At 57.0% G+C, this 15,044-nt stretch carries 16 protein-coding genes; 9 read left to right on the forward strand and 7 right to left on the reverse strand.

The genetic code is table 11. The features are described from left to right. Positions 1 to 103: 103 nt before the first annotated feature. On the reverse strand, positions 104 to 1,030 hold the full coding sequence (locus tag CWM61_RS20515) for a LysR family transcriptional regulator (RefSeq protein WP_049152906.1): 927 nt from the start codon (positions 1,028 to 1,030) through the stop codon (positions 104 to 106). Between the two features lie 88 nt (positions 1,031 to 1,118). On the opposite strand from CWM61_RS20515, the gene CWM61_RS20520 reads away from it, so the two are divergent. Next, positions 1,119 to 2,117, forward strand: coding sequence for a bile acid:sodium symporter family protein (locus tag CWM61_RS20520; RefSeq protein WP_074387906.1), 999 nt, complete (start codon positions 1,119 to 1,121; stop codon positions 2,115 to 2,117). Here CWM61_RS20520 and CWM61_RS20525 read toward each other — a convergent pair. From CWM61_RS20525 to zipA, 3 genes are all read right to left on the reverse strand, one after another. Then, the gene (locus CWM61_RS20525; RefSeq protein ID WP_002913440.1) at positions 2,114 to 2,332 is read right to left on the reverse strand and encodes a DUF3820 family protein; all 219 of its coding nucleotides are present in this window, start codon (positions 2,330 to 2,332) and stop codon (positions 2,114 to 2,116) included. The genes CWM61_RS20520 and CWM61_RS20525 overlap by 4 nt on opposite strands. A 1-nt stretch (position 2,333) precedes the next feature. Next, positions 2,334 to 4,349 carry an NAD-dependent DNA ligase LigA gene (gene ligA, locus CWM61_RS20530; RefSeq protein WP_100631837.1) on the reverse strand — a complete coding sequence of 672 codons (2,016 nt, stop codon included), beginning with the start codon at positions 4,347 to 4,349 and terminating at the stop codon, positions 2,334 to 2,336. 69 nt (positions 4,350 to 4,418) lie between these two features. Further along, a complete protein-coding gene (zipA, locus tag CWM61_RS20535) occupies positions 4,419 to 5,468 on the reverse strand; it encodes a cell division protein ZipA (RefSeq protein ID WP_064171320.1) in 1,050 nt (349 codons plus the stop codon). A gap of 230 nt (positions 5,469 to 5,698) precedes the next feature. Between zipA and cysZ the strand changes: the two genes are divergently transcribed. The 5 genes from cysZ (at position 5,699) to crr (ending at position 10,568) form a co-directional block, all read left to right on the forward strand. Further along, complete coding sequence (cysZ, locus tag CWM61_RS20540) at positions 5,699 to 6,460, forward strand: sulfate transporter CysZ (protein ID WP_061153732.1); 762 nt, start codon at positions 5,699 to 5,701, stop codon at positions 6,458 to 6,460. A gap of 174 nt (positions 6,461 to 6,634) precedes the next feature. Next, the gene (cysK, locus tag CWM61_RS20545) at positions 6,635 to 7,606 is read left to right on the forward strand and encodes a cysteine synthase A (RefSeq protein ID WP_012967478.1); all 972 of its coding nucleotides are present in this window, start codon (positions 6,635 to 6,637) and stop codon (positions 7,604 to 7,606) included. 380 nt (positions 7,607 to 7,986) lie between these two features. Then, the gene (gene ptsH, locus CWM61_RS20550; protein WP_002913505.1) at positions 7,987 to 8,244 is read left to right on the forward strand and encodes a phosphocarrier protein Hpr; all 258 of its coding nucleotides are present in this window, start codon (positions 7,987 to 7,989) and stop codon (positions 8,242 to 8,244) included. Positions 8,245 to 8,288: 44 nt separating this feature from the next. Continuing rightward, complete coding sequence (gene ptsI / locus CWM61_RS20555) at positions 8,289 to 10,016, forward strand: phosphoenolpyruvate-protein phosphotransferase PtsI (protein WP_061153731.1); 1,728 nt, start codon at positions 8,289 to 8,291, stop codon at positions 10,014 to 10,016. A 42-nt stretch (positions 10,017 to 10,058) separates the two neighbouring features. After that, positions 10,059 to 10,568 carry a PTS glucose transporter subunit IIA gene (gene crr, locus CWM61_RS20560; protein WP_008803873.1) on the forward strand — a complete coding sequence of 170 codons (510 nt, stop codon included), beginning with the start codon at positions 10,059 to 10,061 and terminating at the stop codon, positions 10,566 to 10,568. A 41-nt stretch (positions 10,569 to 10,609) separates the two neighbouring features. Here crr and CWM61_RS20565 read toward each other — a convergent pair whose 3' ends face one another. Both CWM61_RS20565 and pdxK read right to left on the reverse strand, forming a co-directional pair. After that, positions 10,610 to 10,849 carry a hypothetical protein gene (locus CWM61_RS20565; protein ID WP_012540941.1) on the reverse strand — a complete coding sequence of 80 codons (240 nt, stop codon included), beginning with the start codon at positions 10,847 to 10,849 and terminating at the stop codon, positions 10,610 to 10,612. Continuing rightward, complete coding sequence (gene pdxK / locus CWM61_RS20570; protein WP_074387905.1) at positions 10,846 to 11,712, reverse strand: pyridoxine/pyridoxal/pyridoxamine kinase; 867 nt, start codon at positions 11,710 to 11,712, stop codon at positions 10,846 to 10,848. The genes CWM61_RS20565 and pdxK overlap by 4 nt, the downstream gene beginning before the upstream one ends. Positions 11,713 to 11,794: 82 nt before the next feature. Between pdxK and ptsJ the strand changes: the two genes are divergently transcribed. The 3 genes from ptsJ (at position 11,795) to CWM61_RS20585 (ending at position 14,059) form a co-directional block, all read left to right on the forward strand. Next, complete coding sequence (gene ptsJ, locus CWM61_RS20575; protein ID WP_100631838.1) at positions 11,795 to 13,093, forward strand: transcriptional regulator PtsJ; 1,299 nt, start codon at positions 11,795 to 11,797, stop codon at positions 13,091 to 13,093. Positions 13,094 to 13,266: 173 nt separating this feature from the next. After that, entirely contained in the window at positions 13,267 to 13,677 is a 411-nt protein-coding gene (locus CWM61_RS20580) for a YfeK family protein (protein WP_100631839.1), read from the forward strand. Continuing rightward, positions 13,664 to 14,059, forward strand: coding sequence for a YybH family protein (locus CWM61_RS20585; protein WP_100631840.1), 396 nt, complete (start codon positions 13,664 to 13,666; stop codon positions 14,057 to 14,059). The genes CWM61_RS20580 and CWM61_RS20585 overlap by 14 nt, the downstream gene beginning before the upstream one ends. On the opposite strand, the gene cysM is transcribed toward CWM61_RS20585, so the two are convergent. After that, entirely contained in the window at positions 14,056 to 14,967 is a 912-nt protein-coding gene (cysM, locus tag CWM61_RS20590; RefSeq protein ID WP_012540938.1) for a cysteine synthase CysM, read from the reverse strand. The genes CWM61_RS20585 and cysM overlap by 4 nt on opposite strands. Positions 14,968 to 15,044: the final 77 nt, after the last annotated feature.

The raw sequence follows: 15,044 nt of genomic DNA on the forward strand, positions 1-15,044 counted from the left end.
AATCCTGCACGACCCACCAATGTAAAAAGGCGCCCTAAAGGCGCCTTTTTGCTATGCGCAGTTTGCGGCCCTGCCGCGAGTTCACCCCGCAGCACTCCCCCTGTCAGCGCTGATACAGCGGATCTTCCACCCTCGCAGCGGTTAAGTTTGCCCCTTCTTCACGCACAATTTCCCATAACGCCTGAGCGGCGGTCGACAGCGAGCGATTTTTCCGGCATGCCAGCATCAGCTGCCGCTCCATCACCGGGGTCAGCCGCTTCACCGTCAGATGGCTCCCCTGCGGTAACGGCAGCGCCAGCGCCGGCAGAACGCTGATGCCAATTCCCGATTCTACCATCGGAAACAGCGTTGCCGGGTGACCAATCTCCTGCACAATGTTCGCCCGGATAGCCAGCCTGCTAAGGGCCGCATCAATCAGCGGACGGCTGCCGGAGGCATAGTCCTGCAGGATCAGTCTCTCATCCTGCAGGGCTTGCCACGGCACCTCCGTCAGGCTGGCAAAAGGATGATCCTCCCGGCAGAGCAGCAAAAAGGGTTCCGCGAGGACCACTTCACATTGCAGATCTGCCGCCGGGCCAGGGTCAATCACAATGCCGAAATCCACTTCCCCATGGCGAATACTCTCCAGCACCCACTGCTGTGGCCGGTCGTGCAACACAAAATCGATATCAGGATAACGACGGTTGCTGTGAGCAATACACTGCGGAATCAGGTGGGCGGAAATCGTCTGACTGGCGGCGACCTTGACGGTACCGCTCATCTGCTGGCCGACGCGCCCGGCGTCACGCAGGGTAATCGTCAACTCATCGAGCAAACGCTCCAGTCGCCCCGCCAGCTGCTGACCCGCTTCGGTAAGCACGACTTCGCGAGTGGTACGGTCGAGTAGCCGGACGCCGGTCTGGTGCTCCAGCTCCTTGACGCTATGGCTGACGGCCGACTGACTTAAGCCAATCATCTCCCCTGCCCGGCTGAAGCTTCTGGCCCGGGCGACGGTGACGAATACTTTTAACTGACGCAGAGAGTAATTCATCTTTTTTATTCATGAATAGATGCAATAAATCAATTTTATTTCTCAAATGAAAAAAAGCACAATAGCGCATCTCTTTTCAGGAGCGTTTATGAAACTTTTCCGCATTCTCGATCCGTTTACGGCAACCCTGGTCACCGTTGTCCTGCTGGCCTCATTCTTCCCCGCCCGTGGCGCTTTCGTTCCCTTCTTTGAACATCTGACCACCGCCGCCATTGCCCTGCTGTTCTTTATGCACGGCGCTAAACTCTCCCGGGAAGCGATTATCGCCGGCGGAGGCCACTGGCGTTTGCATCTGTGGGTGATGTGCAGCACCTTTATTCTCTTCCCGGTACTCGGGGTTCTGTTTGCCTGGTGGGCGCCGGTGAATGTCGATCCGATGCTCTACAGCGGCTTTATCTATCTGTGCATTCTGCCGGCCACCGTGCAATCCGCTATCGCCTTTACTTCGCTGGCCGGAGGCAACGTCGCGGCGGCGGTTTGCTCAGCCTCGGCCTCCAGCCTGCTGGGGATCTTTGTTTCACCGCTGCTGGTGGGCGTCCTGATGAACCTTCATGGCGCAGGCGGCAGCCTCGAGCAGGTCGGTAAAATCATGCTGCAGCTGCTGCTGCCTTTCGTACTCGGTCACTTATCACGGCCGTGGATCGGCAACTGGGTGGCGAAGCATAAGAAGTGGATTGGTAAGACCGACCAGACCTCGATTCTGCTGGTGGTTTACTCCGCCTTTAGCGAGGCGGTGGTGAATGGCATCTGGCATAAAGTCGGTCTGGGATCGCTGCTGTTTATCGTGGTGGTCAGCCTGGTGCTGCTGGCCATTGTCATCGCCGTTAACGTGTTCGTCGCCCGCCGCTGCGGCTTTAACAAAGCCGATGAGATTACTATCGTCTTTTGCGGTTCGAAAAAGAGTCTGGCCAACGGCATCCCGATGGCCAATATTCTCTTCCCGACCTCCATCCTCGGCATCATGGTGCTGCCGCTGATGATCTTCCACCAAATCCAGCTGATGGTCTGCGCGGTGCTGGCGCGGCGCTACAAGCAGCAAACCGATGCGCGTCTCGCTGAGGAAAAGGCCAACGCCGCCAAAGCTTAACGCGCTTTCTTCAGGGGCTGAACCAGATCGCTCAGCCCCTCGGTTTTAATCAGCAGGGTCAACGCCATCAGCTCGCCGAGATGACCGGCAGGAAACTGATCCTTACGCGCAAACCACAGTAAATACTCTTCCGGGACATCGATTAAACGACGTCCCTTGTATTTACCGAACGGCATCTCGGTATTGGCTATTTCGACCAACTGCGCTTTATCCACGTTATTCTCCCAGCAGGCGCATCATTTCGGCTTCATCAATCACCTCAATGCCCAGCTCCTGCGCTTTCGCCAGCTTAGAACCCGCCGCTTCGCCGGCAATTACCAGGTCAGTTTTCTTCGACACGCTACCTGCCACCTTCGCCCCCAGCGCGACGAGACGCGCTTTGGCGTCATCCCGCGACAGCTGGCTCAGGCTGCCGGTCAGGACCACGGTTTTACCCGCAAACGGGCTATCAATCTCTTCCGCTTTCACCACGACTGGCGCTGGCCAGTGAACGCCTTCGGCCAGCAGCTGTGCGATGACATCGCGGTTGCTCTCTTCGGCAAAGAAGTTGAAGGTATGGGTGGCAACCACGATGCCAACATCAGGGACCTTTTGCAGCTCCTCAATGGAAGCCTGCTCCAGGGCTTCAAGAGTGCCGAAATGCGCCGCCAGGGCCGCCGCCGTCGCTTCGCCTACCTCGCGAATACCCAGCGCGTAGAGGAAGCGTGCGAAGGTCGTCTCTTTGGCTTTTTCCAGAGCATTGACCACATTTTGCGCGGACTTCGGCCCCATCCGATCCAGCCCGGTGAGTTTCCCGGCACTCAGGCGAAACAGATCCGCCGGAGTATGGACGTACTCTTTCTCCACCAACTGGTCGATGATCTTGTCGCCCATGCCGTCAACGTCCAGCGCGCGACGGGAAACGAAGTGCTTAAGCGACTCTTTACGCTGCGCGCCGCAGATAAGGCCGCCCGTACAGCGGGCTACCGCCTCGCCTTCCACTCGCTCAACGTCAGACTGACATACCGGGCAGTGGGTCGGGAAGACCACATCCCGGGCATCCGCTGGACGCTCGGAAAGCACCACATTGACCACCTGCGGGATCACGTCGCCTGCCCGGCGAATCACTACCTTGTCGCCGATTTTCAGACCTAAGCGTTCGATTTCATCGGCGTTATGCAGGGTGGCATTGCTCACCAGCACGCCGGCGACATGGACCGGCTCCAGGCGCGCCACTGGCGTGATCGCCCCGGTGCGCCCAACCTGGAACTCCACATCCCGGACGAAAGTCATCTGCTCCTGTGCCGGGAACTTAAAGGCCACGGCCCAGCGCGGCGCGCGGGCCACGAAACCCAACTGCTCCTGGAGCGCCAGCGAATCGACTTTGATCACCACGCCATCAATGTCAAAGCCCAGATGAGGACGATCTTCCTCGACTTTACGATAGTAAGTGAGCACTTCCTCGGGAGTATGGCACAGGGTGACGCGATCGCTCACCGGCAGTCCCCAGGCTTTGAACTGCTGCAAACGGGCCGAGTGGCTGGCCGGCAGCTCACCGCCCTCCAGCACGCCAACGCCGTAGCAGAAGAAAGTAAGCGGTCGCTTCGCCGTGATGCGCGGATCGAGCTGGCGCAACGAACCCGCCGCCGCATTACGCGGGTTAGCAAACACTTTTCCGCCGGTGCGGCGCGCTTCTTCATTGATTTTTTCAAACCCGGCCTGCGGAAGGAAAACCTCACCACGCACCTCAAGACGTGCCGGGATATTCTCGCCATGCAGCTTGAGGGGGATAGTGCGAATGGTTCGCACATTGGAGGTAATATCCTCGCCGGTGGTACCGTCGCCGCGGGTCGCGGCCTGCATCAGTACGCCGTTTTCGTAGAGAATACTCACCGCGAGGCCGTCGAGCTTAAGCTCGCAGCAGTAGGTGAGATCGTCAGTGCTTTTCAGGCGATCCTGTACCCGCTTGTTGAAGGCGAGAAAGCTCTCTTCATCAAACACGTTGTCCAGCGACAGCATCGGCACTTCATGGCGGATCTGGCTGAAGGCAGTCAGTGGTGCCGCCCCCACCCGCTGAGTCGGCGAGTCCGGGGTAATCAGCTCCGGATGTTGACTCTCAAGCTCACGCAGCTCGCGCATCAGGCGGTCATATTCCGCATCGGGCACTTCGGGCGCGTCCATAACGTGGTACAGATATTCATGATGGCGAAGCGTGGTTCGCAGTTCAGTCAGTTGTTGTTCGATCAGTTCCATATCACACCATCAATGATAAAAAACCCCCGACAGGCGGGGGTTGAGAAGGAGTTGAGATAACGCGGGACGTCAGGCGTTCGCGTCTTTCACTTCGCGAATACGATCCTGGTATTCACGCAGTTTTTGCGGCGTCATCATGCGACGCTGATCGTCAAGCACCACGCCGCCCACTTCATCGGCGATATACTGCGCAGACTGCAGCATCAGCTTGAAGTTCTGCAGTTCATCACCGTAGGAAGGGACCTGCATAAAGATAGTCACCCCAGGGGTCATCATGTCCGCCATGCTGTCCGGATTGAACGTCCCCGGTTTCACCATGTTGGCCAGGCTGAACAGCACCGGACCGCTGCCATCCGGGCTCAGATGGCGGTGGAAAATATTCATTTCACCAAACTTGAAGCCGGCCTGCTGGATGCTGTTGATCAGCACCTCGCCGTTAAGCTGTGCGCCATGATGGGCGGCGACGTTCATCACAATGACCGTCTCTTTACGCTCTTTCGGCTGCGGCGGCTCTACCGGCTGCGGTTCGGCGACGGCTGGCTGCGGCGTGGCAACAGGCTGTGGCGCAGGCTGCTGCGGGGCAGCGGGCTGCGGCTGAGCGACGGTCGGCGTCACCGGCTGCGGTGCGACAGGCTGCTGCACAACGGGCTGCGGCTGATGTTGGGGTTGCACGGGCGGCTGCGCGGGCTGCGGCTGTTGCCAGCCAGGCTGCGCAGCCACATGCGGCGCAGGCTGCTGTCCCTGCGGTTGAACCGGGGCCTGACGCGGCGATTGCTGCGGCTGGCGAACCGGTTCTTCAGGACGCACAGGCTGCTGCATCTGGCGCTCGTAAGGCGGCTGGTACTGGTGCTGCGGCGCCTGACGAGGGGCTTCATGCTCCCCATGCGCGCCGTGCGGGGCGTGAGTGACCGGATGAACGCGGACTTCACCTACGCCTTCAACATTATCATCAAAGTCTTCGTTTTCCGACTCATCGTCGCGCGACTTCATACGTTTCAGTGGGCGATCGCGAAACATCGAAGAACGTTCTTTACGGCTGGTCCAGAAACCATGTACCAGTAAAGCGATTATGGCGATCGCGCCAACAATGATTAATATCAGACGCAAATCCTGCATCATTATATTCTCTGTTGTTCTAACACCTTGCCACCACGGCAAACATTTACTCACTAAGAGTATTTGCCGATTACCTCAAGTGCAAGTGCGTCGGTGGCTTTCACCACATAAAGATGAACTAAATCGTGCTTTTTGCTGTTTTTTCGAACATTTCCTAACTGGTTATTGTCTGGCGACCCGATAAAATAAGCGAGCATTCACACTGGATGTTAAAAAAGGAGCATTGCCTGGCTATGGTTTCATCATCCGCACCGACCCCGCGTAGCGGCGTTTATTATTTTTCGCAGGGCTGGAAACTCATCGGGCTGCCGGGCATACGGCGTTATGTCTTTTTGCCTTTGCTGGTTAACGTGCTGCTGATGGGCGGAGCCTTCTGGTGGCTGTTTACCCGTCTCGACAGTTGGATCCCGTCGCTGATGAGCCATGTGCCGGACTGGCTGCAGTGGCTTAACTACCTGCTGTGGCCGGTGGTGGTGCTCTCGATTCTGCTGGTGTTTGGTTACTTCTTTTCGACTATCGCCAACTGGATAGCTGCGCCGTTCAGCGGCCTGCTGGCGGAACAGCTGGAAGCGCGTCTGACTGGCGCCACCCCGCCGGACGTCGGCGTCTTTGGCATCATGAAGGATATTCCGCGCATCATGAAGCGTGAGTGGCAGAAGCTGGCCTGGTACCTGCCCCGCGCCATCGTGCTGTTGCTGCTCTACTTTATTCCCGGCGTGGGGCAGACCGTCGCGCCGGTACTCTGGTTCCTGTTCAGCGCATGGATGCTCGCGATTCAATACTGCGATTATCCCTTTGATAATCACAAGGTCCCCTTCAAGACCATGCGCGAAGCGCTGCGCAGCCGCAAAGTGATAAATATGCAGTTTGGGGCGCTCACCAGCCTGTTTACCATGATCCCGGTGTTAAACCTGGTGATCCTGCCGGTGGCCATCTGCGGCGCCACCGCGATGTGGGTCGATTGCTATCGCGATAAGCACGCGGTCTGGAAGTAGCGTCACGCGTCTGCCCGGGAGCGGCTGAGGCCGCTCCTTATATCTCGCTTATTCCTTCTTGCTTATCATTATTTCCCTTCCGCATATAGATATGCTAAATCCTTACTTCCGCATATTCTTTAAGCGGGTATGCTGATGCCGTACCCCCAAATTTCATACAGTTAAGGACGGGCCATGAGTAAGATTTTTGAAGACAACTCCCTGACTATCGGTCACACGCCGCTGGTACGACTGAACCGCATTGGTAACGGCCGTATCCTGGCAAAGGTAGAATCTCGTAACCCGAGCTTTAGCGTAAAATGCCGTATCGGCGCCAATATGATCTGGGATGCTGAAAAGCGCGGCGTTCTGAAACCTGGCGTGGAACTGGTCGAACCGACCAGCGGCAACACCGGTATCGCCCTCGCCTACGTGGCGGCGGCCCGTGGTTACAAGCTAACGCTAACCATGCCGGAAACCATGAGCATCGAGCGCCGCAAGCTGCTGAAAGCGCTGGGCGCCAACCTGGTACTGACCGAAGGCGCAAAAGGCATGAAAGGCGCCATTCAGAAAGCGGAAGAGATCGTCGCCAGCAACCCGGAAAAATTCCTGCTGCTGCAGCAGTTCAGCAACCCGGCTAACCCGGAAATCCACGAAAAGACCACTGGCCCGGAAATCTGGGAAGACACCGATGGTCAGGTGGATGTCTTTATCTCTGGCGTAGGCACCGGCGGTACGCTGACCGGCGTCAGCCGCTACATTAAAAACACCAAGGGCAAAAAAGATCTGATCACCGTCGCGGTCGAACCGACCGATTCGCCGGTCATCTCCCAGGCGCTGGCAGGTGAAGAGCTCAAGCCGGGTCCGCACAAAATTCAGGGTATCGGCGCCGGCTTCATTCCTGGCAACCTGGATCTGAAGCTGGTGGACAAAGTGATCGGCATTACCAACGAGGAAGCTATCTCCACGGCGCGCCGTCTGATGGAAGAAGAAGGCATCCTGGCGGGTATCTCTTCCGGGGCCGCCGTTGCCGCCGCGCTGAAGCTGCAGCAAGATGAGGCCTTTACCAATAAGAATATTGTGGTTATCCTGCCTTCCTCTGGTGAGCGTTATTTAAGCACCGCGCTATTTGCCGATCTCTTCACTGAGAAAGAACTGCAACAGTAGTGCCAGCTTGTAAATAATGTGTAAAAAAGCACCTTTTCAGGTGCTTTTTTGTGGCATACGTCAAAGTTTTACCCCTCCTGGCATTGATTCACCTCGTAGGGTCTGGTATTTAACCAGCACATTTATTTTGATGCGCGAAATTATTCAGAAGAGGATTTCCGCCAGCTGAATCGATTTTATGATTTGGTTCAAGTCTTCCTTTCGCGGCATAATGTTTAATGACGTGCTAGACGTCAATGGCCCGCAGGTCTTCGCAGCGCCAGGCGCTGCCGACGCCAAGGCCGGAAACGTAACGCCGGCGCTAACAATACAGGCTAAAGTCGAGTCGTTAGACTAGACTTTAGGTCCACAACACTAAACCTATAAGTTGGGGAAATATAATGTTCCAGCAAGAAGTTACCATTACCGCTCCGAACGGTCTGCACACCCGCCCTGCTGCTCAGTTTGTTAAAGAAGCTAAAGGCTTCACTTCTGAGATCACTGTAACCTCCAACGGCAAAAGCGCCAGCGCCAAAAGCCTGTTCAAACTGCAGACTCTGGGCCTGACCCAGGGCACCGTAGTGACCCTCTCCGCTGAAGGCGAAGATGAGCAGAAAGCTGTTGAGCATCTGGTTAAACTGATGGCTGAACTCGAGTAAGTTCACGGGTTCTTTTTCATATCAGTCACAAGTAAGGTAGGGTTATGATTTCAGGCATTTTAGCATCCCCGGGTATCGCCTTCGGCAAAGCACTGCTGCTGAAGGAAGATGAAATTGTCATCGACCGGAAGAAAATTTCTGCCGATAAGGTTGATCAGGAAGTCGAACGTTTCCTGAGCGGCCGCGCCAAGGCCTCCGCCCAGCTGGAGGTCATCAAAACCAAAGCTGGTGAAACTTTCGGTGAAGAAAAAGAAGCCATCTTCGAAGGGCATATCATGCTGCTGGAAGATGAGGAGCTTGAGCAGGAAATCATAGCCCTGATTAAAGATAAGCACATGACTGCCGACGCGGCAGCCAATGAAGTTATCGAAGGTCAGGCCACTGCCCTGGAAGAGCTGGACGATGAATACCTGAAAGAACGTGCGGCTGACGTACGTGACATCGGTAAGCGCCTGCTGCGCAACATCCTTGGTCTGTCGATTATCGATCTGAGCGCGATTCAGGATGAAGTCATCCTCGTCGCCGCCGATCTGACCCCGTCTGAAACCGCACAGCTGAACCTGAAAAAAGTGCTGGGCTTCATCACCGACGCGGGCGGCCGTACCTCTCACACCTCCATCATGGCGCGTTCCCTGGAACTGCCGGCCATCGTGGGCACCGGCGGCATCACGGCGCAGGTGAAAAACGGCGACTATCTGATTCTCGACGCGGTGAACAACCAGGTTCTGGTCAACCCGTCTAACGAGCAAATTGAAGCGCTGCGTAATCTGCAGGCTCAGGTTGCGGAAGAAAAAGCCGAACTGGCGAAACTGAAAGATCTGCCGGCGATTACCCTCGACGGCCATCAGGTTGAAGTCTGCGCCAACATTGGTACCGTTCGCGATGTCGAAGGTGCTGAGCGCAACGGCGCCGAAGGCGTAGGCCTCTATCGTACTGAATTCCTGTTCATGGACCGTGACGCGCTGCCAACTGAAGAAGAGCAGTTTGCGGCCTATAAAGCGGTGGCTGAAGCCTGTGGCTCTCAGGCTGTTATCGTGCGTACCATGGACATTGGCGGCGACAAAGAGCTGCCGTACATGAACTTCCCGAAAGAAGAGAACCCGTTCCTCGGCTGGCGTGCCGTGCGTATCGCGATGGATCGTAAAGAGATCCTGCGCGATCAGGTGCGCGCCATCCTGCGTGCCTCCGCTTTCGGTAAACTGCGCATTATGTTCCCGATGATCATCTCTGTTGAAGAAGTGCGTGCGCTGAAGAAAGAGATCGAAATCTACAAACAGGAACTGCGTGACGAAGGTAAAGCATTTGACGAATCCATTGAGATCGGCGTGATGGTGGAAACACCGGCTGCGGCGACCATTGCTCGTCATCTGGCCAAAGAAGTTGATTTCTTTAGTATCGGCACCAATGATTTAACGCAATATACTCTGGCAGTTGACCGTGGTAATGATATGATTTCACATCTTTACCAGCCGATGTCACCGTCTGTACTGAATCTGATTAAGCAAGTTATTGATGCTTCTCACGCTGAAGGTAAATGGACTGGCATGTGCGGTGAGCTTGCGGGCGATGAACGTGCTACACTTCTGTTGCTGGGTATGGGGCTGGACGAATTCTCTATGAGCGCCATTTCCATCCCGCGCATCAAGAAGATTATTCGTAATACGAACTTCGAAGATGCGAAAGTATTAGCAGAGCAGGCTCTTGCTCAACCGACAACGGACGAGTTAATGACGCTGGTTAACAAGTTCATTGAAGAAAAAACAATCTGCTAATCCAAGAGATGCGCGGCCCAAATTACTGCTTAGGAGAAGATCATGGGTTTGTTTGATAAATTGAAATCTCTGGTTTCTGATGACAAGAAAGACACCGGAACTATTGAGATTATTGCTCCCCTCTCCGGTGAGATCGTCAACATCGAAGACGTGCCGGATGTGGTTTTTGCGGAAAAAATTGTGGGCGATGGGATTGCCATCAAACCGACCGGCAACAAAATGGTCGCGCCGGTAGACGGTACCATTGGTAAAATTTTCGAAACCAACCATGCGTTCTCTATTGAATCTGATAGCGGCATCGAGCTGTTCGTTCACTTCGGTATTGATACCGTTGAACTGAAAGGCGAAGGCTTCAAGCGTATCGCTGAAGAAGGCCAGCGCGTGAAAGTCGGTGACCCGGTTATCGAATTCGATCTGCCGCTGCTGGAAGAGAAAGCCAAGTCTACCCTGACTCCGGTGGTTATCTCCAACATGGACGAGATCAAAGAACTGATCAAACTGTCCGGTAGCGTGACTGTGGGTGAAACCCCGGTTATCCGCATCAAGAAGTAATGCTTGCTGCATAAAAATGGCGCCGAAAGGCGCCATTTTTTTTATATCGCGCTGGTCACCGGCTGATAGCATTTCTCCCGGGACAAAATGCGCAATCCCTCCGGCGTGCTCTCCAGAATACGACGCTCACTGTCAGAGACCAGCAGATCGCACTGGTACCCTCCGGCCAGGCCGAACAGCGACCGCGCCACGCAGGCATCCTCCAGCGCCGCCTCCCCTGTGGTATCAAAATGACCGACAATGCGCCCCTGTTGGCGAATCACTAACCGATAGCTTTTCATCTGTTTTTCTCCCGTGGCGGCAGGATCAGTTCGTCACACCCCTGTGCGGCAGTCCAGTTCATGACCTCCAGCACGCGCCGGGCGGCAGCCTGCGTCGCTGCCCCCAGCGCCAGGCCGGTGAGCAGACCGCTCACCAGCTCTGCACAGAACAAATCGCCTGTTCCCTTTAAGTCCGTTTCCACCCGCGGGTGGGTCACCACCTCCACCGCATCGGCCGTCACCACCAGCACATTTATCGTCGAACGCGCCTCTCCCGGCGCGCTGGTGATCACCACCCATTTCAGGGTATCTGACAGCAGGCTTCGCGCCGCGGCGACCGCCTCCTGCTGATTGCGACAGCGCCTGCCGCTCAGCGTCTCCAGCTCAAACAGATTGGGGGTGATCCCTTGCGCCAGCGGCAGGAGATGCTGACGATAAGCGTCCGGGATCTCAGCCTTAACGTAGATGCCGCTGTCGACATCGCCGATGACCGGATCCACCAGAATGCACAGCCCGGGATGGCGGGCCCGCACCCGCGTCAGCCACTGCGCCAGACGTTCGATTTGCACGGCGTTGCCCATATAGCCGGTGGTCACCGCACGCAGTTCACGCAACGCGTCGCGCTCCTCCAGCGCCTGCAGATACCCGACAAACCACTCCTCCGGGATAATGCCGCCATAGAACGTCTCATAATGGGGCGTATTGCTGAACAGTACCGTCGGCACCGCCAGCACGCGCAAACCGTGCTGTTTAATCGCCGGAACCGCGATGCTGTTGCCAACGCTGCCATAGACTACCTGGGACTGCACGGCGACGATATCGACTTCCGACGCCCGGCTTTTGTCGTGAAAGAGCACTGATTGTATGTCATCTTGCTGGCCCATCTTTTCTCCCCCCGCTGGACAGCGGGTCACGCACTGATTATGATTCGTCCTATGCTAAATTTCATTTTGTCATAGGTCAATAATGTTTGCCGGAAAAACCGCCAGCGATATCTTCGATCATATCCGCCATCTGGTGCAGAGCGGCGGGTTGCGGCCCGGAGAGGTTCTGCCGCCGGTACGCGAGCTCGCCAGCCAGCTGGAGGTGAATCGCAATACCGTCGCCGCCGCCTATAAACGGCTGGTCACCTCCGGGCTGGCCGTCAGCCAGGGACGGAACGGCACGGCCATTAAAGCACGGGATCCGCTACCGGCGCTGGAGGGCGGTGACCCAACGACGCCGCTGAACGATATCTCCAGCGGCAACCCGGACCCCGCCAGACTGCCTGAATTAACCCATTATCTGGGCCAGCTTGCCCGCACACCACGCCTGTATGGCGATGCTCCCATCGAGCCGCGGCTTGGTCAATGGGCCGAGGCGTGGTTTGCCGAAGAGATAGCGGTTCCCTTTACGGTGAATCTCGCCAGCGGGGCGATTGACGCCCTGGAGCGTCTGCTGTGCGCTCTGCTGCTGCCCGGCGACGGTGTGGTGGTCGAAGATCCCTGTTTTCTCAGCAGCATCAATATGGTGCGTTACGCCGGCTTTACCCCCTGCCCGGTGGCGGTGGATGCTGAGGGGATGGATCCTGACGGCCTGGAGGAGGCGTTACGCAACGGCGCGCGGGCGGTGATCTTAACCCCACGCGCACACAATCCTACCGGCTGTAGTCTGACGGAAAATCGGGCGTATGCCCTGCGGGAGGTGCTGGCCCGCTATCCGCAGGTGCTGGCGATCGTCGATGACCATTTTGCCCTGCTGTCGGCCACCCCATGGTACTCCCCTCTTCCTGCAAGCACGCAACGCTGGGCACTGGTGCGCTCAATGTCAAAAACCCTCGGGCCAGACCTGCGGCTGGCCTTTATCGCCAGCGATGCCGATACCTCAGCGGCGCTGCGCCTGCGGCTTAACGCCGGCAGCCAGTGGGTCAGCCATCTGCTACAGGACCTGACGCTGGCGTGTCTGACCGATGAGGCGTTTATCGCCTCGATGACGGAGACCCGTCGTCACTATCGCCAGCAGAATGAGAAACTGGCGGCGGCGCTGGCCCGGCACGGCTACAGCCATGCTACGCCAGGCGATGGCCTCAATTTCTGGCTGCCGCTGCCAGCGGCGAGCCAGCCCTACGCCTTACGCCTGGCCCGCGCCGGCTGGCTGGTGCGCGAGGGGGAAGTATTTGGTGTCCGGACGCCTGCGCACGGGCTGCGCCTGTCGCTGGGCCGTCTGAGTGACGCTGAGATTTCCCGCCTGGCGGCCGATATTGCGCTGGTCTTAAACCACTCCTGACGCAGGCCTTATCATTCGGCATGTTGACCCGCCGACCACATCGGTGAGTGATGGACGTCCTCCGACAAGTTGACGGAAAAATAACCGGAAACAGGCGCTTTTCTGAAAGCGAAATTTGCCTGGCGCGAAGAGAGTAGACTTTACCGGACAACCCAATCAGGAAGGGACGCAAAATGAAAAACCTACTCTGCGCGGTCATGGCGCTGTTACTCTCTTTTCCCGTCATTGCCAAACTCAATGCCTACCAGCAAGCGCGCATCAATGCGATGCTGGACGCTCTCGCGCAAAAACACGAGCTGACCTTCGTGCGTAATGGCGATCCCCACAGTTGTGAAGAGGCGGTGGCACATCTGCGGCTGAAATTAAGCAATACGCGGAACCGTATCGATACTGCAGAACAATTTATTGATAAGGTGGCATCATCGTCGTCTATCACCGGCAAGCCCTATATCGTCAGGATCCCCGGGGAAAACGATCAACAGGCGCAGTCTTACCTGCATACCCTGCTCGCCCGGACGGATAAAACAGTCCCGGTGGCGGACAAATCGCTCACAAGAAGGAGCACCAGAGATGCATCACACTGACCTGGCACTGAAAGCGGTCATTGAAGCCTGCGACCGCGCTATCTCGCAGGAAGATTACGATACCCTGATGGCCTATTACGCAGAAGACGCCGCGCTGGTCGTCAAACCGGGCATGGTGGTCAGAGGGAAAGAGAATATCCGCAAAGCCTTTATCGCCATTGCCGACTATTTCCAGCACCGACTGGTGGTGACTCAGGGGAAAATGGAGGTTATTGAAGGCGGCGGCAATGCGCTGGTGATTATGGAGACCCGGCTGGATATCCCGACGGCGGACGGGATATCCCAGGTTACGCGGCGCGCCACCTATGTCTTTAAGAAACAGGGCGAGCGCTGGCTGTGCACCGTCGATAATTCCTACGGCACCGACCTGCTCGATGCTTAGATCCCTGCCCCCTGGCTAAAGTGTTCCTCGCCGAACACGCCGGTGGAGAGGTAGCGATCGCCGCGATCGCAGACGATCGCCACCACCACCGCGCCAGGATTTTCGCGGGCAATGCGTAACGCGCCCGCCACCGCCCCGCCTGAACTGACCCCGCAGAAAATGCCTTCCCGTACCGCCAACTGACGCATGGTGTTCTCGGCATCCTGCTGATGAATATCCAGCACCGCATCCACCAGCGAAGCGTTAAAGATCCCCGGCATATACTCCGCCGGCCAGCGACGGATCCCGGGAATACTGCTGCCCTCTTCCGGCTGCAGGCCGACAATGGCCACCGGTTTACTCTGTTCGCGCAAAAAGCGCGATACGCCGGTAATGGTGCCGGTGGTCCCCATGCTGGAGACAAAGTGGGTGATACGCCCCGCGGTCTGCTGCCAGATTTCCGGCCCGGTGGTGGTGTAGTGGGCGTAGGGGTTATCCGGGTTGTTAAACTGATCGAGCAGTTTGCCCTCTCCACGCTGCGCCATCTCGAGGGCCAGGTCGCGGGCCCCCTCCATTCCCTGCTCTTTAGTGACCAGGATCAGCTCGGCGCCGTAGGCACGCATCGCAGCCCGGCGCTCCTGGCTCATGTTGTCGGGCATCAGCAGCTTCATATGATAGCCTTTCAGCGCGGCGATCATCGCCAGCGCAATACCGGTGTTACCGCTGGTCGCTTCGATCAGCACGTCGCCGGGCTGAATTTCGCCGCGCTTTTCCGCTTCGACGATCATTGACAGCGCGGCGCGGTCTTTCACCGAGCCGGCCGGATTATTGCCTTCGAGTTTGACCCAAACTTCACTGCCGTTGTCCGGACCCAGACGCTGAAGCTTGACCAGAGGGGTATTGCCGATGGTGTGTTCGAGTGTATTCACGATTTTTACTCAATAAAAAAGCCGGGTGTCGCTTCGCTTACCCGGCCTACAAGACGCGTAAAAATTCCAGGCCCGGA

It is taken from the genome of Klebsiella sp. K-Nf6, assembly GCF_002806655.1.
GTDB classification, from domain to species: Bacteria; Pseudomonadota; Gammaproteobacteria; order Enterobacterales; family Enterobacteriaceae; genus Klebsiella; species Klebsiella variicola.

What these genes read in the sequence shown, in the direction of transcription:
- CWM61_RS20515 (WP_049152906.1), bottom strand. Translation starts at nt 1,030, where the DNA reads ATGAATTACTCTCTGCGTCAGTTAAAAGTATTCGTCACCGTCGCCCGG.
- CWM61_RS20520 (WP_074387906.1), top strand. Translation starts at nt 1,119, where the DNA reads ATGAAACTTTTCCGCATTCTCGATCCGTTTACGGCAACCCTGGTCACC.
- ligA (WP_100631837.1), bottom strand. Translation starts at nt 4,349, where the DNA reads ATGGAACTGATCGAACAACAACTGACTGAACTGCGAACCACGCTTCGC.
- zipA (WP_064171320.1), bottom strand. Translation starts at nt 5,468, where the DNA reads ATGATGCAGGATTTGCGTCTGATATTAATCATTGTTGGCGCGATCGCC.
- cysZ (WP_061153732.1), top strand. Translation starts at nt 5,699, where the DNA reads ATGGTTTCATCATCCGCACCGACCCCGCGTAGCGGCGTTTATTATTTT.
- cysK (WP_012967478.1), top strand. Translation starts at nt 6,635, where the DNA reads ATGAGTAAGATTTTTGAAGACAACTCCCTGACTATCGGTCACACGCCG.
- ptsH (WP_002913505.1), top strand. Translation starts at nt 7,987, where the DNA reads ATGTTCCAGCAAGAAGTTACCATTACCGCTCCGAACGGTCTGCACACC.
- ptsI (WP_061153731.1), top strand. Translation starts at nt 8,289, where the DNA reads ATGATTTCAGGCATTTTAGCATCCCCGGGTATCGCCTTCGGCAAAGCA.
- crr (WP_008803873.1), top strand. Translation starts at nt 10,059, where the DNA reads ATGGGTTTGTTTGATAAATTGAAATCTCTGGTTTCTGATGACAAGAAA.
- CWM61_RS20565 (WP_012540941.1), bottom strand. Translation starts at nt 10,849, where the DNA reads ATGAAAAGCTATCGGTTAGTGATTCGCCAACAGGGGCGCATTGTCGGT.
- pdxK (WP_074387905.1), bottom strand. Translation starts at nt 11,712, where the DNA reads ATGGGCCAGCAAGATGACATACAATCAGTGCTCTTTCACGACAAAAGC.
- ptsJ (WP_100631838.1), top strand. Translation starts at nt 11,795, where the DNA reads ATGTTTGCCGGAAAAACCGCCAGCGATATCTTCGATCATATCCGCCAT.
- CWM61_RS20580 (WP_100631839.1), top strand. Translation starts at nt 13,267, where the DNA reads ATGAAAAACCTACTCTGCGCGGTCATGGCGCTGTTACTCTCTTTTCCC.
- CWM61_RS20585 (WP_100631840.1), top strand. Translation starts at nt 13,664, where the DNA reads ATGCATCACACTGACCTGGCACTGAAAGCGGTCATTGAAGCCTGCGAC.